General features: G+C 71.8%; 16 protein-coding genes and 1 tRNA gene. 11 read left to right on the forward strand and 6 right to left on the reverse strand.

All coding sequences use genetic code 11. From position 1 onward, the window contains the following. Positions 1 to 25 precede the first annotated feature (25 nt). Positions 26 to 784, reverse strand: coding sequence for a hypothetical protein (locus tag AB0F13_RS10445; RefSeq protein ID WP_362078303.1), 759 nt, complete (start codon positions 782 to 784; stop codon positions 26 to 28). Positions 785 to 930: 146 nt separating this feature from the next. On the opposite strand from AB0F13_RS10445, the gene AB0F13_RS10450 reads away from it, so the two are divergent. After that, entirely contained in the window at positions 931 to 1632 is a 702-nt protein-coding gene (locus AB0F13_RS10450) for a rhomboid family intramembrane serine protease (RefSeq protein ID WP_362078306.1), read from the forward strand. Between the two features lie 101 nt (positions 1633 to 1733). On the opposite strand, the gene AB0F13_RS10455 is transcribed toward AB0F13_RS10450, so the two are convergent. After that, positions 1734 to 1808 (reverse strand) — tRNA-Cys (locus tag AB0F13_RS10455). Positions 1809 to 2221: 413 nt separating this feature from the next. Here AB0F13_RS10455 and AB0F13_RS10460 point away from each other — a divergent pair. The 5 genes from AB0F13_RS10460 (at position 2222) to AB0F13_RS10480 (ending at position 9098) form a co-directional block, all read left to right on the forward strand. Further along, complete coding sequence (locus tag AB0F13_RS10460; protein ID WP_362078310.1) at positions 2222 to 3127, forward strand: LysR family transcriptional regulator; 906 nt, start codon at positions 2222 to 2224, stop codon at positions 3125 to 3127. A gap of 110 nt (positions 3128 to 3237) precedes the next feature. Further along, the gene (locus AB0F13_RS10465; protein WP_362078313.1) at positions 3238 to 3792 is read left to right on the forward strand and encodes a cysteine dioxygenase family protein; all 555 of its coding nucleotides are present in this window, start codon (positions 3238 to 3240) and stop codon (positions 3790 to 3792) included. A 140-nt stretch (positions 3793 to 3932) separates the two neighbouring features. Further along, complete coding sequence (locus tag AB0F13_RS10470) at positions 3933 to 5150, forward strand: putative sulfate exporter family transporter (RefSeq protein ID WP_362078822.1); 1218 nt, start codon at positions 3933 to 3935, stop codon at positions 5148 to 5150. A 287-nt stretch (positions 5151 to 5437) separates the two neighbouring features. Then, entirely contained in the window at positions 5438 to 6871 is a 1434-nt protein-coding gene (locus tag AB0F13_RS10475) for an MFS transporter (protein WP_362078316.1), read from the forward strand. A 439-nt stretch (positions 6872 to 7310) separates the two neighbouring features. Next, on the forward strand, positions 7311 to 9098 hold the full coding sequence (locus AB0F13_RS10480; RefSeq protein WP_362078319.1) for a DEAD/DEAH box helicase: 1788 nt from the start codon (positions 7311 to 7313) through the stop codon (positions 9096 to 9098). A gap of 62 nt (positions 9099 to 9160) precedes the next feature. On the opposite strand, the gene AB0F13_RS10485 is transcribed toward AB0F13_RS10480, so the two are convergent. Next, positions 9161 to 10144, reverse strand: a complete 984-nt coding sequence (locus AB0F13_RS10485; RefSeq protein WP_362078322.1) for an LAETG motif-containing sortase-dependent surface protein — start codon at positions 10142 to 10144, stop codon at positions 9161 to 9163. A 290-nt stretch (positions 10145 to 10434) separates the two neighbouring features. Here AB0F13_RS10485 and AB0F13_RS10490 point away from each other — a divergent pair, with 290 nt between their 5' ends. Continuing rightward, entirely contained in the window at positions 10435 to 11076 is a 642-nt protein-coding gene (locus AB0F13_RS10490) for a helix-turn-helix domain-containing protein (RefSeq protein WP_362078325.1), read from the forward strand. Positions 11077 to 11363: 287 nt separating this feature from the next. Continuing rightward, positions 11364 to 12188: a S16 family serine protease gene (locus tag AB0F13_RS10495; protein ID WP_362078328.1), complete on the forward strand. Its 825-nt coding sequence runs from the start codon at positions 11364 to 11366 to the stop codon at positions 12186 to 12188. Positions 12189 to 12421: 233 nt separating this feature from the next. Here AB0F13_RS10495 and AB0F13_RS10500 read toward each other — a convergent pair whose 3' ends face one another. After that, the gene (locus AB0F13_RS10500; RefSeq protein ID WP_362078331.1) at positions 12422 to 12886 is read right to left on the reverse strand and encodes an Lrp/AsnC family transcriptional regulator; all 465 of its coding nucleotides are present in this window, start codon (positions 12884 to 12886) and stop codon (positions 12422 to 12424) included. A gap of 124 nt (positions 12887 to 13010) precedes the next feature. Between AB0F13_RS10500 and hppD the strand changes: the two genes are divergently transcribed. Continuing rightward, complete coding sequence (gene hppD / locus AB0F13_RS10505; RefSeq protein WP_362078334.1) at positions 13011 to 14153, forward strand: 4-hydroxyphenylpyruvate dioxygenase; 1143 nt, start codon at positions 13011 to 13013, stop codon at positions 14151 to 14153. A gap of 73 nt (positions 14154 to 14226) precedes the next feature. Then, on the forward strand, positions 14227 to 15594 hold the full coding sequence (locus AB0F13_RS10510) for an FAD-linked oxidase C-terminal domain-containing protein (RefSeq protein WP_362078337.1): 1368 nt from the start codon (positions 14227 to 14229) through the stop codon (positions 15592 to 15594). A 13-nt stretch (positions 15595 to 15607) separates the two neighbouring features. Here AB0F13_RS10510 and AB0F13_RS10515 read toward each other — a convergent pair whose 3' ends face one another. Both AB0F13_RS10515 and AB0F13_RS10520 read right to left on the reverse strand, forming a co-directional pair. Next, positions 15608 to 16039 carry a nitroreductase/quinone reductase family protein gene (locus AB0F13_RS10515; RefSeq protein WP_362078340.1) on the reverse strand — a complete coding sequence of 144 codons (432 nt, stop codon included), beginning with the start codon at positions 16037 to 16039 and terminating at the stop codon, positions 15608 to 15610. Continuing rightward, positions 16036 to 16641: an NAD(P)H-binding protein gene (locus AB0F13_RS10520; RefSeq protein ID WP_362078343.1), complete on the reverse strand. Its 606-nt coding sequence runs from the start codon at positions 16639 to 16641 to the stop codon at positions 16036 to 16038. The genes AB0F13_RS10515 and AB0F13_RS10520 overlap by 4 nt, the downstream gene beginning before the upstream one ends. 59 nt (positions 16642 to 16700) lie before the next feature. Here AB0F13_RS10520 and AB0F13_RS10525 point away from each other — a divergent pair, with 59 nt between their 5' ends. Next, positions 16701 to 17090: a helix-turn-helix domain-containing protein gene (locus AB0F13_RS10525; RefSeq protein WP_362078346.1), complete on the forward strand. Its 390-nt coding sequence runs from the start codon at positions 16701 to 16703 to the stop codon at positions 17088 to 17090. Positions 17091 to 17093: the final 3 nt, after the last annotated feature.

Consider the following 17093-nt stretch of genomic DNA (forward strand, 5'->3'; position numbering starts at 1 on the left):
AACGTCCTTCAGGGATGGTGGGCGGCTAGCGGAGCGGGAGCAGCCAGTGGGCGTCGTCCCGGTAGTCCGTCGGGGAGGCCGTGAAGTCCAGGCCGGTCGAGCCCGGGGGGACGTTGACGTGCATCTTCACCTTCACCTTCTGGTGAGGTGCGAGCCTGTCCGGGAACCAGGGGTTCTTGCGGTCCTCCGTAGGGCTTATGGGGCCAAAGGGCGTCATGCCGCCCGGGAGGATCTTCTTCTCGGAGCGGATGCCGTTCCAGGCGAGTTCGAGGGCCTTGTCCTGGTCGTTGACGTACGTCACCGTGAATTCGTAGGTCAGCTCGCCCTTCGCCAGGGCGACGTCGCCGGGGAGGTTCGGGACGCGGTGGGCCTTGCCCACCGTCACCTTCACGCCGTCCCGGTAGCGGGCCGTTCCGTCCGGGTGCAGGGGAGTCTCGTACTTGCCGCCCCCGGAGACCAGGTCCTCGGGGCGGTCGTAGGCGGCGGACAGCGAGACGCAGAACCACACGATCAGGCCGAGTGAGACGAGCGCCGTGGTCGCTCCCAGCGCGAGCCCGGCGACCGCCGCGGTGCTCGAGGTCGCTTCGCCGCGCTTCACCTTCGCGCGCCCCACGAAGCCGCAGACCGTGGCGACCAGGCCGATGGGGACGGCGAAGAGGATGCCCACGTACGTGCCGGTCGCCGCGACGGCCAGCACGCCCAGCGCCAGCGCCGCCGCACCGACGCCATTGGGCTGCTTCGGCATGAGGTCGGGGAGGTGGTCCGGCCGTGGCTTCGTCTTCATGCAGTGATCACACACGCCGGCGGGGGCTCCCCGGGAGCGCCCGCTCACTCAAACCGACCTGAGTAGCCGTACCCATGTTCGCCCTACGTAAGGTACGCATAAAGGGGCCCCGGAAGGCCCTGTCGCGGCGGATCGGGATGAGTGGGTTGAGCAAGAGAGTGGCGGCGGTCGACGCGGAAGCGATGATCGCCGAAGCGCGTAAGGCGTTCTTCGTGATGTTCGGCTTCCTGGCGGTCATCTGGGCCCTGCAGCTGGCCAACTGGGGGAGCGACCTGCGGCTCGTCCGCGACTACGCCGTGGTCGCAGGCGACATCGGACGGCTGCCCGAGATCCTCACGGCACCCTTCCTGCACCTGAGCTGGGCGCACATCGAGAGCAACTCCGGGCCGCTCTTCGTCTTCGGCTTCCTCGCCGCGTACCGCGGAGTCGCCCGCTTCCTCGGGCTGACGGCGCTGGTCGCCGTGGCCAGCGGGCTCGCGATCTGGTTCTTCGAGCGCGACGGCGTGGGGACGGTCGGGGCCAGCGGGCTGGTCTTCGGGTACTTCGGGTACGTCGTGGTCCGCGGGTTCTTCGACCGGCATCTCATCGACAGCCTCGTGGGTGTGGTCATGGGGGCCTCGTACGCCTACACCCTGACCCTGGCCGTACCCGGCACGCCCGGCATCAGCTGGCTCGCCCACCTCGGTGGGCTCGTCGGCGGTGTCGTCGGCGCCTGGGTCTTCCGCGACCGGCGGCCGGGGGACCCCTCGAAGGCGGTCGCACAGGCCGCCCCGAAGGGCCGTGCCGCCGACGCCGACCACCCCCGCTCCGAACTGCACAAGGAGCTGCGCGACCTCGGGTTGCTCTGACGCCCGGCAGTCCGACAGCCCGGCAGTCCGGCAGTCCGGTAGCCCGGCAGCCCGGCAGCCCGGTAGTCCGGCAGCCCGGTACCCCGGCAGCCCGGCACTCATGGAGGCCGTGGCGGGAATCGAACCCGCGTAACTCGCTTTGCAGGCGAGCCCCTCAACCACTCGGGCACACGGCCATGTCAACGAGCACGACCATAAGGCCGGGCCGACTCGGCTTCAATGGGTTGCCGGGCCCTGCCATATGACCGACATGTGTCGTTCATGAAGCGAGGAAGCTCTCCACCAGCGGGCGGAACACGTCCGGCTCGTGCACCGTTGACTGTCGGGGACGACGAGCCTGCGGTGGGCGTCCAGGCCGGCCAGGTCTCCCAGGTACGCGGCGCGGCGTCCCGGCCCGGGCCTCCCGCGAGACGGACGAGGGGCGGACGAGGGGCGGAGCGCTGCCTTCCCCCAGGACCTGGTAGCGCAATTCGGCTGCGTCGTATGAGGCGTAGTGCGGCATAAGGTCACCATGCCGGATATCCGAGCTGATCCAGAAGCAACCCAGCCGGGACCGACCCCGAACCCAAATTCCGCTTATGATTCCGGCGTGTTCGACTCCCGGCATATCAAGACCTTCCACGCGGTCGTCGCCGCGGGTTCGTACTCGGCCGCCGCCCGCGCGCTCGGCTACACGCAGCCCGCGATCACCCAGCAGATGAAGGCGCTGGAACGCTCGGTGGGCACCCCGCTGTTCACGCGCGTGGGGCGGCGCATGCGGCTGACCGAGGCGGGCGAGGCGCTCGCGCGGCACGCGGAGGTCATCCTCGACAGCCTCACCGCTGCGCAGCGGCAAATGAGCTCGCTGACCAGGCTGCGTGCGGGGCGGGTGCGGGTTTGCGCGTTCCCCAGTGCGGGAGCCACGCTCATCCCCGAGGCGCTGGCCCGCCTCGCCGCCGACCACCCGGGCGTAAGGGTCGAGCTGCAGGAAGGGGAGCCGCCGGATTCCCTGCGCCGGCTGGTGCGCGGCGAGTGCGACATCACGCTGGCCTTCACCTATCCCGGCCTGCACGAACAGGTCCCGGACGAGCTGGTCGAGATACCGCTGTTCGAGGACCAGCTGATCGTCCTGTTGCCGGTGGGGCACCCGCTCGCCCGCCGCCGTGCCGTCACGCTGGCCGACCTGGCGGAGGAGCGGTGGATCGCGGGTTGTCTGCGCTGCCGCACCAATTTCCTTCACGAGTGCGCCGAGCAGGGCTTCGCGCCCGACATCGCGTTCACAACGGACGACAACCTCGTCGTGCAGTCGCTCGTCGCCGAAGGGCTCGGCGTGGCGATGATGCCGGGGCTGATCCTGTCCTTCCTCCGGCACGACAAAATCACCGGCCGGGCGCTGGACCCCGCCTGCCGCCGCCAGGTCTCCGCCTACGTCCTGCGCGAGCACCTGCGGATTCCGGCCACCGCGCTCGTACTGGACGAACTGAAGGCCGTCGCCGCGCGCCGCGTCGGGTGCTGAGCTCCGGGCCGGTGCTGGGCTCCGCCGGGGCCCATCCATAAGCGTACGTTCGCGCCCCGGCAAGAAACTGTCGTTGGACGTGATGGATGGGGTGGCCCGACTCTGCACGTATGACCACACCTACCGCACCCCCGACGACCGCGCGCCTCGACCAGTTCGTCGGCGACGTCCGGGAGGTCGTAGGCCGCGGCCTGCCGCCCGACACGACGGCATACCTCGTCGGAGAGCGGCTCGCGGCCCACCTCGGCGCCCCGGACCTGCTCACCGACGAACAGCGCGAGGGCCACCCCGACCGCTACCGCCAGCACGTGCTGCACGCCGAACAGGACGGCAGCTTCTCCGTCGTCGCCCTCGTCTGGCTGCCCGGACAGCAGACCTCCATCCACGACCACGTCTCCTGGGGCGTCACCGGCGTCCACCAGGGCACCGAGAGCGAACGCCGCTACCGGCTCGTCCCCGAGGGCATGACCGCCCGTCTGGTCGCGTCCGAGGACGTGGCCAACCAGCAGGGCGACGTCTGCAGCTTCACACCGCCCGGCGACATCCACCGGGTGAGCAACGGCTGCTCCTCCGTGGCCATTTCGATTCACGTCTACGGCGCCGACGTCGTCCGCCTCGGCTCCAGCGTCCGACGCGTCTACGACCTGCCCGCCGACGAAATCTGATGGCGATCGTCAGCTCCCAGACGAGTACGAGTACGAGTACGAGTACGGGTACGGGTACGGGGGTGGGTGCGCCGACCGCTCCCGGGTCGGCGCCGAAGCCTGAGGCGCGGGCCGGGGGCGGCAAGCTCCCCGGGCTCGCGATGGCCGTCGCCGGCGTCGGCCTCGCCTGGTCGGTGCACCGGCTCGCACCCGCCGTGCCCATGCTCACCGCGGCCGTCGTCCTCGGCATCGCCGCCGCGCACCTGCCGGGCGTACGCGCACGGGTGCGCGGCATCGGCAAACCCGGGCTGACGCTGGCCGGCAAGCGGCTCATGCGGGTCGGCATCGTGCTGCTCGGGCTCAAGCTCAGCCTGGACGACGTGCTCGGGCTGGGCTGGGCCACGGTCGCGATGGTGGTGGCGGTGGTCGCCGCCACCTTCTTCGGAACGCTGTGGCTCGGCCGCAGGCTCGGGCTGCGCGGAGACCAGCCGCTGCTGATCGCCACCGGCTACTCCATATGCGGCGCCTCCGCGATAGGCGCGGTCAGCGAGGTGTCGGGCAGCGACGAGGAGGACGTGGCGACATCCGTGGCGCTGGTCACGCTGTGCGGCACGCTCGCCATCGCGGTCCTGCCGCTGCTCCACCACCCGTTCGGCCTGGACGACGCGCAGTTCGGCCGCTGGGTGGGGGCGAGTGTGCACGACGTCGGCCAGGTCGTGGCCACCGCGCAGACCGCCGGGCCGGCGGCGCTCGGTGACGCGGTGCTGGTCAAGCTGATGCGGGTGGCGCTGCTCGCGCCGCTGGTCGCGGCGGTTGCGGTGTCCGTGCGCAGCCGCCGCCGGTACGCGGGTGCGGGTGCGGGTGCGGGTGCGGGTGCGGGTGCGAGGGCCGGGGCCAGGGTCGTTGCTGGGGCCGTTGCCGGGCACGAGGTCGGGGCCGCTGCGGGTGCCGAGAGCGAGGCTCGTGCCGGAGCCGGTGCCGGTGCCGCTGCCGAGAGAGAGGCCGGGGCCGGGGCGGGGACCGAGGCCCGTGTCGGTGCCCGTGTCGGTGCCGCTGCCGGGACCGGTGCCGCTGCCCGTGCCGGGGCCGCTGCCGCTGCCGGGAAGGCGGGCGGCAAGCGGCCTCCGCTCGTGCCGCTCTTCGTGGCCGGCTTCCTCGCCATGGTGGCCGTACGTACCACCGGCTGGGTGCCGGACGGTGGGCTCGACGCGGCCCAGCACGCACAGGAACTGCTGCTCGCCGCCGCCCTCTTCGGCCTCGGCAGCGCGGTGCACCTGCCGACCCTGACCCGCACCGGCGGGCGGGTCGCGGCGCTCGGGCTGTGCTCGTGGGTGGTCATCGCCGGGGCCTCCTACGGCGGCGTACTGCTCACCACCTGACCTCCACCCAGTACGGGGGGAACCCAGGAGGGGACGGGGCCCGGCTGCGTGCCGGGCCCCGCCGGGTTCAGCGGGCCCCGTCGGGTTCACGAGGAGGAGGAGGAGTGGGCCTCGTCCCCGGTCTGCTGTCGCGCTCGGCCATGCCTTGCCTGCGTCCGGTGGGTGTACGCGGCGTACGCGCCGTACCGCCGGCGGTGGAGGGGACCGAAGCCCTAGGACGGATGGACCAGCGCACTCCGTTCGTCCGGCACGAGACGGCCGGGCCTCGCGCTCCTAGGCTGGCTGCCATGGCCGACACCAGCACTGACCTGCCCATATCCCTGGCCAAGCGAGAGCCAGAGCCAGAGCGAGAGCGGGGAGAGGGCGTTCTCGGACGCCGCTACCGGGCACTCACCCTCGGCATCATCTCCGTCGTCTCGCTCATCGCCTTCGAGGCGAGCGCGGTCAACACCGCGATGCCGGTGGCCGCCCGGGCCCTCGACGGCATCGAGCTGTACGCGTTTTCCTTCTCCGCCTTCTTCACCACGAGCCTGTTCGCGATGGCCCTGTCGGGGGAGTGGTGCGACCGGGCAGGGCCGCTCGCACCGCTCTTCGCCGGCATCGCCGCCTTCGGGGCCGGCCTGGTGGGCGCCGGCTCGGCGCAGCAGATGTGGATGTTCGTCGCCGCGCGCGGCGTGCAGGGCATCGGTGCCGGGCTGGTGATCGTCGCGCTGTACGTCGTGGTGGGACGGGCCTACCCGGAGCGCTTGCGTCCGGCGGTGATGGCCTCGTTCTCCGCCGCCTGGGTCGTGCCGGTCATCGTGGGCCCGCTGGTGGCCGGCGCGGTGACCGAGCGGATCGGGTGGCGCTGGGTGTTCCTGGCCATCCCGGTACTGATCCTGCTGCCGCTCGCCGTCATGCTGCCCGCCCTGCGCGGGCTCCCGCCCGGTGACCGGACGGTGGCAATGGACCGGCGCCGGATCCTTCTCGCGCTCGGCGTCGCCGCGGGAGCCGGGCTGCTGCAGTACGCCGGGCAGGACCTGCGCCCCCTTTCGGCACTGCCCGCGGTGGCCGGGCTCGCCCTGCTCGTACCGTGCGTGCGGCGGCTCCTGCCCGCCCGCACCTTTCTGGCCGGGCGCGGGTTGCCGGCCGTCGTGCTGCTGCGCGGCCTCGCCCAGGGGTCGTTCCTGGCCGCCGAGAGCTTCGTACCGCTGATGCTGGTGACCGAACGCGGGCTGTCGGCCACCCTTGCCGGGCTGTCGCTCACCGGCGGCGGACTGACCTGGGCCCTCGGCTCGTACACGCAGAGCCGCTCCCGCACGGAGCCGTACCGCGAGCGGATGATGAGCCTCGGCATGGGCCTGCTGGCACTGGCCGTGGCCATGGCGCCGGCCGTTCTGATCGGCGCGGTGCCGGTGTGGGTCGTGGGCGTGGCGTGGGTCATCGGCGGCTACGGGATGGGGCTGACGATCTCCAGCGGGGCGGTGCTGCTGCTCCGGCTGTCGCGGGCGGGGGAGGAGGGGGCCAATTCCGCTTCGCTGCAGGTGTCGGATGCGTTGGGGAGTGTGGTGCTGGTGGGGGTGGCGGGTGTGTTGTTTGTCCTGTTCGGGGGCGCCTCGCCTGCCGGCGGGGAGGGCGGGGAGGCTGCGCCTCCGGGCGCCTTCGCCGCAGTCTTCGCGCTGGCGGCGGGATGTGCGGGGGTGGGGGCGTACGTGGCTACGCGGTTGCGGCCGCGGGGGTGACGGTGCGTGGGGCGGTGGCTGTGGTTCTTCCCCTACCCGCCCCTTCCCGTAACCAGGGCTCCGCCCCGGGCCCCGGGTTCTCAAGCTCCCCCAGCTACCGCTGGGAGGTGCCCCCGGACGGGCTGGGTGGTGGCCGTCTTCGGGGCCTCCGCCCCCGGACCCCCGGTCCTCAAGCTCCCCCAGCTACCGCTGGGAGGTGCCCCCAGACGGGCTGGGGGCCAGGGCTCCGCCCCCGGCCCCCGGTCCTCAAGCTCCCCCAGCTACCGCTGGGAGGTGCCCCCAGACGGGCTGGGTGGGTACCGGCGGTTGGGGACCAAGGACGGTCGGCGTGTGACCTCCGTCCCACCCTTGGGTGAGGGCGGGGCGTACCACCAAAGCGTGAAGGCTCGCGCAGGTAGGCTGACGCGGTTGCCGATCGCCGAGCCAGCCGACGGAGACCGTGACTACCACCACCGCCAATCACCATCTCTCGCCCGCCTTCCCCGGCCGGGCCCCTTGGGGTACCGCCAACAAGCTGCGCGCCTGGCAGGAGGGCGCGATGGGGAGGTACGTACAGACCCAGCCGCGCGACTTCCTCGCCGTGGCCACCCCGGGGGCCGGAAAGACCACCTTCGCCCTCACCCTCGCCTCGTGGCTGCTGCACCACCACGTCGTCCAGCAGATCACCGTGGTCGCACCCACCGAGCACCTGAAGAAGCAGTGGTCGGAGGCCGCGGCCCGGATAGGCATCAAGCTCGACCCCGAGTACAGCGCCGGGCCGCTGGGCCGCGAGTACCACGGCGTCGCCGTCACCTACGCCGGCGTGGGCGTACGGCCCATGCTGCACCGCAACCGCTGCGAGCAACGCAAGACGCTCGTCATCCTCGACGAGATCCACCACGCCGGTGACTCGAAGTCCTGGGGCGAGGCCTGCCTGGAGGCGTTCGAGCCGGCCACCCGCCGGCTCGCCCTGACCGGCACGCCGTTCCGCTCCGACACCAACCCCATCCCCTTCGTCGCCTACGAAGAGGGCAACGACGGCATCCGCCGCTCGTCCGCCGACTACACCTACGGCTACGGCAACGCCCTCGCCGACGGCGTCGTGCGGCCGGTCATCTTCCTCTCCTACAGCGGCAACATGCGCTGGCGCACCAAGGCGGGCGACGAGCTGGAGGCCCGGCTCGGCGAGCCCATGACCAAGGACGCCGTCTCGCAGGCGTGGCGCACCGCCCTGGACCCGCGCGGCGACTGGATGCCGAACGTGCTGCGCGCCGCCGACAAGCGGCTGTCCGAGGTGCGCAAGTCCATCCCCGACGCGGGCGCCCTCGTGATCGCCTCCGACCAGGAGTCGGCCCGCGCCTACGCCAAGCTCATCCGGGACATCACCGGCGAGGGCGCCACGCTCGTCCTCTCCGACGACTCCGGCGCCTCGCAGCGCATCGACGACTTCTCGCAGTCCGACGACCGCTGGATGGTCGCCGTCCGCATGGTGTCCGAGGGCGTCGACGTGCCGCGGCTCGCGGTCGGCGTGTACGCGACGACGATCTCCACGCCGCTGTTCTTCGCGCAGGCCGTCGGCCGCTTCGTACGCTCGCGCCGGCGCGGCGAGACCGCGTCCGTCTTCGTGCCCACGATCCCCACCCTGCTGACCTTCGCCAACGAGATGGAGGTCGAGCGGGACCACGTCCTGGACAAGCCGAAGAAGGAGGGCGAGGAGGACCCGTACGCGGAGTCCGAGAAGGAACTCGCCGAGGCGGAGAAGCAGCAGGACGAGGACACCGGCGAGAACGACCAGCTCTCCTTCGAGGCCCTGGAGTCCGAGGCCGTCTTCGACCGCGTCCTCTACGACGGCGCCGAATTCGGCATGCAGGCGCACGCGGGCAGCGAGGAGGAGCAGGACTACCTCGGCATCCCCGGTCTGCTCGAACCCGATCAGGTGCAGATGCTGCTGCAGAAGCGGCAGGCCCGGCAGATCGCGCACAGCCGCAAGCGGCCCGACACCGAGGCCGACCTGCTGGAACTCCCGGCCGAGCGGCGGCCGGTGGTCACCCACAAGGAGATGCTGGAGCTGCGCAAGCAGCTCAACACGCTCGTCGGCGCCTACGTCCACCAGAGCGGCAAGCCGCACGGCGTCATCCACACCGAGCTGCGCCGCGTCTGCGGCGGGCCGCCGAGCGCGGAGGCCACGGCGGGACAGCTGAACGAGCGCATCAAGAAGGTGCGCGAGTGGGCCACGCGAATGAAGTGACGTGAGGCAGGGCCCCGGGCGCGCGGTGCGCCCGGGGCCCTCGCACGTACGTACGGGTCAGGTCAGTCCTGCGCGCCGACGCGGCGGCGCCGGGTCGCCATGACGAGTCCGGCGCCCGCGAGCACCGCGGCGGCGCCACCCGCGGCGATGTACGGGGTGGCCGGGTCGGAACCGGTCGAGGCCAGCTGGCTGCCGCCGCCCGTGCTGGACGTACCGAAGGAGCCGGACGTGGTGCCGGTGCTGGTGCTGGTGCTGGTGGCGGTCGCGGTGGGCCGCGCCGAGGCGGAGGCGGAAGCGGAAGCGGAGGCCGAAGCGGACGCGGATGCCGAGGCCGACGGCGACGGCTTGGGGGAGCCGGTCGTCGTCGCGGAGGCGGAGGGGGAGGCCTTGGTGGTGTCACCGGTGCCCGGCTGCGGGCTGCCGACCGCCGCTGCCAGGACATCGAGAGCCTGGTTCCCCATGGTGGTCGCGTCGCCGCCCAGGCCCGTCACGCGGAAGTCGCCGCTGTGGGCCGGGGTCTGCTTGCCGAAGCGCAGGCGCAGCTCGACCGTGAGCGCGTCGCCCTTCTTCACCGTGTACTGGTCGACGGCACCGGCGAGGACGAAGGAACGTCCCTCCTTGTTGCTGGTGCTGTACTGGGGCTCCAGCTTCACGGGCTTCCAGGAGCCGTTCCGGTCCTTGTACTCCAGGTCGAGCGCGTAGTCCGCCGTCTTCTCCGCGTCGGCCTTGAGCGGGACGTAGATGGCATGCGGCGCGATGGTCGCGTCCTTCTCCCCCTTCTTGTTGTCGAACGACATCGAGAACGGCGTCCACGTCGTGTCGCCCGCCTTGAGGGTCAGCCGTGGGCCCTGCACCTTCACGACTACGCGGTTTTCGTCCTTGGCGTTCTCCGCGGAACCCGTCTGCTCCGTACCCGTTACCTGGCCGGCGGCGGCCGGGGCCGGCGGCACGGCCTGCTTGTCGTCGGCGACGGCCGGAGCCGTCAGAAAGATCGTCGGCGCGATGACACCGGCGGCCACGATCGTGGCTATTCGGGAAATCTGCATGACGATCACACTAAAGGCCCAGTAAACCCAAGGGCCCCGTGCCCCGGCCTTCTGTTGCCGCTCCGTGCCCAAATCACCTGGGCGGTGCCCGGATTGTGGGCAGACTCTTCCGCTGAGCGGACCGGCGGCGCTACCGTGCCGGTCACGCACACGCCCCGTGGCAGCGCCGCCGCGGAGCGCAGCCGGATCATGCGTCAACGGCCGGCGGCCTCTCCTCGCGCGCTGCCGGACGGGACCGGTGGCGCACCCCCACCGCGGCGAGGGCCGCCACTCATCGGAGGAGGGGCGTCGTGACCGCGGAGACTTCGCAGACGCTCGACAGGGGACTGCGCGTCCTCAAATTGCTCGCCGACACCGATCACGGTCTGACCGTCACCGAGCTGTCCACCAAGCTCGGCGTCAATCGCACGGTCGTCTACCGTCTCCTGGCCACCCTGGAACAGCATGCGCTCGTCCGCCGGGACATCGGCGGCCGGGCCCGGGTGGGGCTCGGGGTGCTACGGCTCGGGCGGCAGGTGCACCCGCTCGTACGGGAGGCCGCCCTGCCCGCCCTGCGGTCGCTGGCCGAGGACATCGGCGCCACCGCTCACCTCACGCTCGTCGACGGCGCCGAGGCGCTCGCGGTCGCCGTCGTCGAGCCGACCTGGACCGACTACCACGTGGCCTACCGCACCGGGTTCCGACACCCCCTGGACCGTGGCGCGGCAGGAAGGGCGATCCTCGCCGCCCGCAGGGGCGAGGTCGACAACCCCGGATACGCGCTCACGCACGGCGAACTGGAGGCCGGGGCGAGCGGGGCGGCGGCGCCGCTGGTCGGGGTGTCCGGGATAGAGGGGAGCGTGGGTGTGGTCATGCTCACCGACTCGGTGCCGCAGCGGGTCGGTGACAGGGTCATGGAAGCCGCGAAGGAGGTGGCCGACGCGCTGCGGTAGCGCCATGTTCGCGCTGCGGCGCCGTGTGGTGTGCGCCTGATGTCGCGACGGCCGGGGCCCGGGTCCGGGGAGAGCGCTTCCCCGGAACCGGGCCCTGGGCCCCGACCCGTTGCGGGTCCGTTGCGGCGCGGGTCCGGCCGTGCGGAGCGTGCCCCGGCCCGTTGCGGTGCGGCCCGGCCCGGCCCGGCCCGGCCCGGCCCGTGCGGAGCGGTGTGCGGCGGCGCGCACGGGCCGTCCCGAGCCGCCCACGTGCCACGTCCGCCGCGCACGTGAATTAGATTCGCTGCATGCCAGCTCCGTCTCAGTCCGCTCAGGCCGCGCCGTCCGCGACGAAGCGCCGCACCCGGACCCTCGCCGTCTGTGCCGCGCCCCTCGTCGCCCTCTTCGCGGTCGCCGCGTTCGTACCGCTGCCGTTCGTCATCGCCCAGCCGGGATCGACGACCGCGAACGTTCTCGGCGTGCACAAGAGCAAGCCGGTGATCACCATCAGCGGTGCGCAGAGCCGCAGGACCAGTGGACAGTTGCGCATGACGACCATCGAGGCCACCGGCCCGGACTCGGACATCAGCCTGCGGAACGTGATCAGCAGCTGGTTCCGTACCGACCGGGCCGTGATGCCGTACGGCTCCGTCTACCCCGTCGGGCAGTCCGACAAGGAGATCGAGCAGCACAACGTCGCGGAGATGAAGAAGTCGCAGGACTCCGCCGCCCAGGCCGCCCTGCGCTATCTTCACCGGTCGCCCGAGGACGTCAAGGTGGAGCTCAGCCTTGCCGACGTCGGAGGGCCCAGCGCCGGGCTGCTCTTCGCGCTGGGCGTCGTCGACAAGCTCGACGGTGACGGACGCGGTGGCGACCTGACCGGTGGCCGCACGATCGCGGGCACCGGCACGATCGAGCCCGACGGGAAGGTCGGTGCGGTCGGTGGCGTCTCGCTGAAGACGCAGGCGGCGAGGAGGGACGGGGCCACGGTCTTTCTTGTGCCGAAGGGGGAGTGCTCGGAGGCGCAGGCGGAGTTGCCGGAGGGGTTGCGGTTGGTGCCGGTGGTTGAGCTGAAGGATGCGGTGGGGTCGTTGCGGGCTCTGGTTTCGGGTGGGGATGTGCCGGCCTGCTGATTGCGGTGGCTTGGGCGGGGGCTTTTCCCCTGCCCGCCCCTTCCCGCAACCGGGGCTCCGCCCCGGGCCCCGTGTCCTCAAGTGCCGGACGGGCTGGGTAGCCGGGGCTCCGCCCCCGGGCCCCGTGTCCTCAAACGCCGGACGGGCTGGGTAGTCGGGGCTCCGCCCCGGACCCCCGGTCCTCAAACGCCGGACGGGCTGGATTCGCCCGCACTGGACGGGCTGGCGCGGCCTCAGTCTGTTGATGCCTGTTTCACCAGAGGGATGATCCGTAGCGGTACCGGGTTCTCCATGACGATCGCCGTGGACGCACGGACGATGCCCTCGAAGCACACCACCTTGTCGATCACGCGCTGGAGGTCCGCGTTCGAGCGGGCGACCAGGCGGCAGAGCATGTCGCCGTGGCCCGTCGTGGTGTGCAGTTCCAGGACCTCGGGGACCGTTGCCAGGTGGGTTCGGACGTCTGCGCCCTGGCCCTGTTTGATCTCCAGCGTCGCGAACGCGGTCACGGGGTAGCCGAGGGCCGCCGGGTCCACGTCCGGGCCGAAGCCGCGGATCACGCCCTGGGACTGCAGCCGGTCCAGCCGTGCCTGCACCGTGCCGCGTGCTACGCCCAGGCGGCGCGAGGCCTCCAGGACGCCTATGCGCGGCTCCTCCGCGAGGAGCTCCAGCAGTCTGCCGTCCAAACGATCGATCACCGTGGCCTGCCCCTCGTGGTCATCCTGTACGGAACGCTCGGTAACACCGGGCCTTCACTGTGCAGAATGCCCAGTGAACAGGCAAACTATTGCGCACCTTGTGGATCGGCGAGACCCTGCGGCCATGACACAGACCACGGATCACACCCCGCACACCGCGCGGCAGGCGGACCCCTTCCCGGTGAAGGGGATGGACGCGGTCGTCTTCGCCGTCGGCAACGCCAAGCAGGCCGCGCACTACTACTCCACCGCCTTCGGCATGAAGCGTGTCGCGTACCGGGGGCCGGAGAACGGCAGTCGTGAGACCGCCAGCTACGTCCTGGAGTCCGGCGGCGCCCGGTTCGTGTTCACCACCGTGATCAAGCCCGTTACCGAACACGGACGCTTCCTTGCCGACCACGTCGCCGAGCACGGCGACGGCGTCGTGGACCTGGCCATCGAGGTGCCGGACGCCCGCGCCGCGTACGCCTATGCCGTCGAGCACGGCGCCACCGGCCTGGAGGCCCCGTACGAGCTGAAGGACGAGCACGGCACGGTCGTCCTCGCCGCCATCGCCACGTACGGCAAGACCCGCCACACCCTCGTCGAGCGCTCCGGCTACACCGGGCCGTACCTGCCGGGCTTCGTCGCCGCCGACCCGGTCGTCGAGCCCGGGCAGCGCCGCTTCCAGGCCATCGACCACTGCGTCGGCAACGTCGAGCTCGGCAAGATGGACGAGTGGGTCGCCTTCTACAACAACGTCATGGGCTTCACCAACATGAAGGAGTTCGTGGGCGACGACATCGCCACCGAGTACTCCGCGCTCATGTCGAAGGTCGTCGCGGACGGCACCCGCAAGGTGAAGTTCCCGCTCAACGAGCCGGCCATCGCCAAGAAGAAGTCGCAGATCGACGAGTACCTGGAGTTCTACAACGGCCCCGGCGTCCAGCACATCGCGCTCGCCACGAACGACATCGTCGCGACGGTGCGGGCCATGCGCGCCGCGGGCGTGCAGTTCCTCGACACCCCGGACTCGTACTACGACACGCTGGGGGAGTGGGTCGGTGAGACCCGGGTGCCCATCGACACCCTGCGCGAGCTGAAGATCCTCGCCGACCGCGACGAGGACGGCTACCTGCTGCAGATCTTCACCAAGCCGGTCCAGGACCGCCCGACCGTCTTCTTCGAGATGATCGAACGGCACGGCTCCATGGGCTTCGGCAAGGGCAACTTCAAGGCACTGTTCGAGGCCATCGAGCGGGAGCAGGACAGGCGCGGCAACCTCTGACCCTGCCGGGCAGGCGTTGTCCTCAATCGCCGGACGGGCTGATTTTTGGCCCGCCCGGTGACAGGCTGAGGCCATGGGCGAACTGATCAAGCTGCTGCGCGACGGGCTCCCCGACGAGGCCGTCGTCACCGATCCCGACGTCACCGTCTCCTACGCCAACGACATGGCGAGCTTCTGCGAGTCCGGCAGCCCGGCCGTCGTCGTCCTGCCGCGCACGACGGAGCAGGTGCAGCACGTCATGCGGACCGCCACCGCGCTGCGCCTGCCCGTGGTCCCGCAGGGCGCCCGCACAGGGCTCTCCGGCGCCGCCAACGCCACCGACGGCTGCATCGTGCTCTCGCTCGTCAAGATGGACCGCATCATCGAGATCGACCCCGTCGAGCGGATCGCCGTCGTCGAGCCGGGCGTCGTCAACGCCGCCCTCTCCCGGGCCGTCGCCGAACACGGCCTGTGCTACCCGCCCGACCCCTCCAGCTGGGAACAGTGCACCATCGGCGGCAACATCGGCACCGCCTCGGGCGGACTGTGCTGCGTCAAGTACGGGGTGACGGCCGAGTACGTGCTGGGTCTGGACGTCGTCCTCGCCGACGGGCGGCTGCTCACCACCGGCCGCCGCACCGCCAAGGGCGTCGCAGGCTACGATCTCACCCGCCTGTTCGTCGGCTCCGAGGGCAGCCTCGGCGTGGTCGTACGGGCCGTCCTGGCGCTCCGGCCCGCCCCGGCCGAACAGCGGGTCCTGGCGGCCGAGTTCCCCTCCGTCGCGCAGGCCTGCGAGGCGGTACGGCAGATCATGGAGCTGGGACACGCGCCCTCGCTCCTGGAGTTGATGGACGGCACGACCGTGCGGGCGGTCAACTCCATGGCGAGGATGGGCCTTCCCGAGACGACGGAAGCCCTCCTCCTCGCCGCCTTCGACACCCCCGACCCCGCGCCCGGCCTGGCCGCCGTCGCCGCGCTGTGCACGGCCGCCGGCGCCACTGAGGTCGTACCGGCCGAGGACGCCGCCGAGTCGGACCTGCTCCTGCAGGCGCGCCGGCTGTCCCTGCCCGCGCTGGAGCGGCTGCGGCCCGCCACGATGATCGACGACGTCTGCGTTCCGCGCGGCAGGCTCGCCGCCATGCTGGAGGGCACCGCCGCCATCGGGCGCAAGTACGGCCTGACCATCGCCGTCTGCGCCCATGCCGGCGACGGCAACACCCACCCCGTCGTCTGCTTCGACCCGGCCGACCCCGGTGAGGCGCGCCGGGCCCGCGAGTCCTTCGACGAGATCATGGCCCTCGGCCTGGAGCTCGGCGGCACGATCACCGGCGAGCACGGGGTGGGTGTGCTGAAGAAGGAGTGGCTCGCCAAGGAGGCCGGGCCGGTGGCCATGGAGATGCAGCGCGGCATCAAGGCCGTCTTCGACCCGCTCGGACTGCTCAACCCCGGCAAGGTCCTCTAGCCTGCGCTTTTCTTCAGCCCGCTCGTGCCGCCGGGGTGACCCGGACCAACGGGATCTCCCGGGCTGTCGCGGTGCGGTAGGCCGCGTACGAAGGCATCGCGGCCACGACAGCCGGCCACAGGCGGGCTGACTCGGCCGCCGTGGCCGGCCGGGCCGTCGCCGGGAAGGTGGCCGCGCCGACCTGGAGGGTGACCTCCGGGGTAGCCAGCAGGTTCAGGTACCAGGCCGGGTGGCGGTCCGCGCCCGCGTTGGACGCCGTCAGGACGTACGCGTCCTCGTCCCGGACGTACGCCAGCGCCGTTCGGCGCAGCAGGCCGGACTTGCGGCCCCGGGTGGTCAGGAGCAGGTCGGCCACCCCGGGGCGGGGGTAGCCGCCGGTCTCCTCAAAGCGGCGGATGTGGTCGGCGATCCATGGGGTCTGGTTGTCGTGGACCGTCCCGGTCATACGGCGGACACCCCCGCGTGGGTCCGGTGCAGGGTCGGGACCTCGACCTCGTCCAGCAGCGCGCGAGTGAAGTCCCCGGGCGTGATCCGGCTGTCGGCGGCGGCCGGGGCGAGCGCGTACCCGCCCGAGGGCTCGCCCTCGTGGTCGAAGTCCCCCGCCGGGCTCAGCACCACCCAGTCCAGCGCCTCCGGCGCGGCCGCGCGCAGCGCCTCGGTACCGGCGCCGTGGCCGAGGTAGAACTCCCGCCACTCCTGCGGGTACCCGGGGGTGTCCATCAGCAAGTCCCCGGAAGCGGTGGGCAGTACGGACGCCAGCCCGACCGACACCAGCCGCTTCACCCCAGCCGCCGGGAGCCCCTCCGCGAGGGCACGGGCGACGGCGGGGAAGAACTCCCCGGGGCGCATCCCGGGGTCGTACACCGCGACGATCGCCGCGTCGTGCCCGGCCGCGAGCCGCGCCACAGCTGCTGGGTCTGTCGCCTCCCCGTCGGCCCGCCCGGCCTCCGTGACCTCGTGGCCCCGCCGCCGGGCCTCCGCCACGGCCGCCCGGCCGACCCGGCCGCCCGACCCGAACACGATGATCTTGCTGCTCTTGGCTTCCATGGGCGGGAGCCTAGGCCGAGGGCTGGTTTCCGCTCGGATACCGCCCTACCGTGTGGATCATGACGAAGCCGCAGGCCGAACGGACCCCACTTGATCCCCAGATGTTCGACCCCGTCTGTCCGTCCCCCCTGGTGCCGTTCCGCGTGGGTGACAAGTGGGCCACGCTGATCCTGCGGTGCCTGCAGGACGGCCCGCGCCGATTCTCGGAGCTCAAGGTCCCGCTGCGTGGCGTCACGGCCAAATCGCTGACCCAGTCCCTGCGCCGGCTGGAGCGGGACGGTTTCGTCGTACGGGAGGAGTACAAGGGCACGGAGCGCCGCGTCGAGTACGCACTGACCGCGCTCGGCCTGGGCCTGCTGGGCCCGCTGGACGCAGCCTGCGAGTGGACGCGAGAGCACTGGGATGAGCTGATCGACGCGCAGGAGGCGAGCCTTTCGGGGCGCGGCTGATCC

Origin of the sequence: Streptomyces sp. NPDC026206 (assembly GCF_040638465.1) — a bacterium.
Classification (GTDB): domain Bacteria; phylum Actinomycetota; class Actinomycetes; order Streptomycetales; family Streptomycetaceae; genus Streptomyces.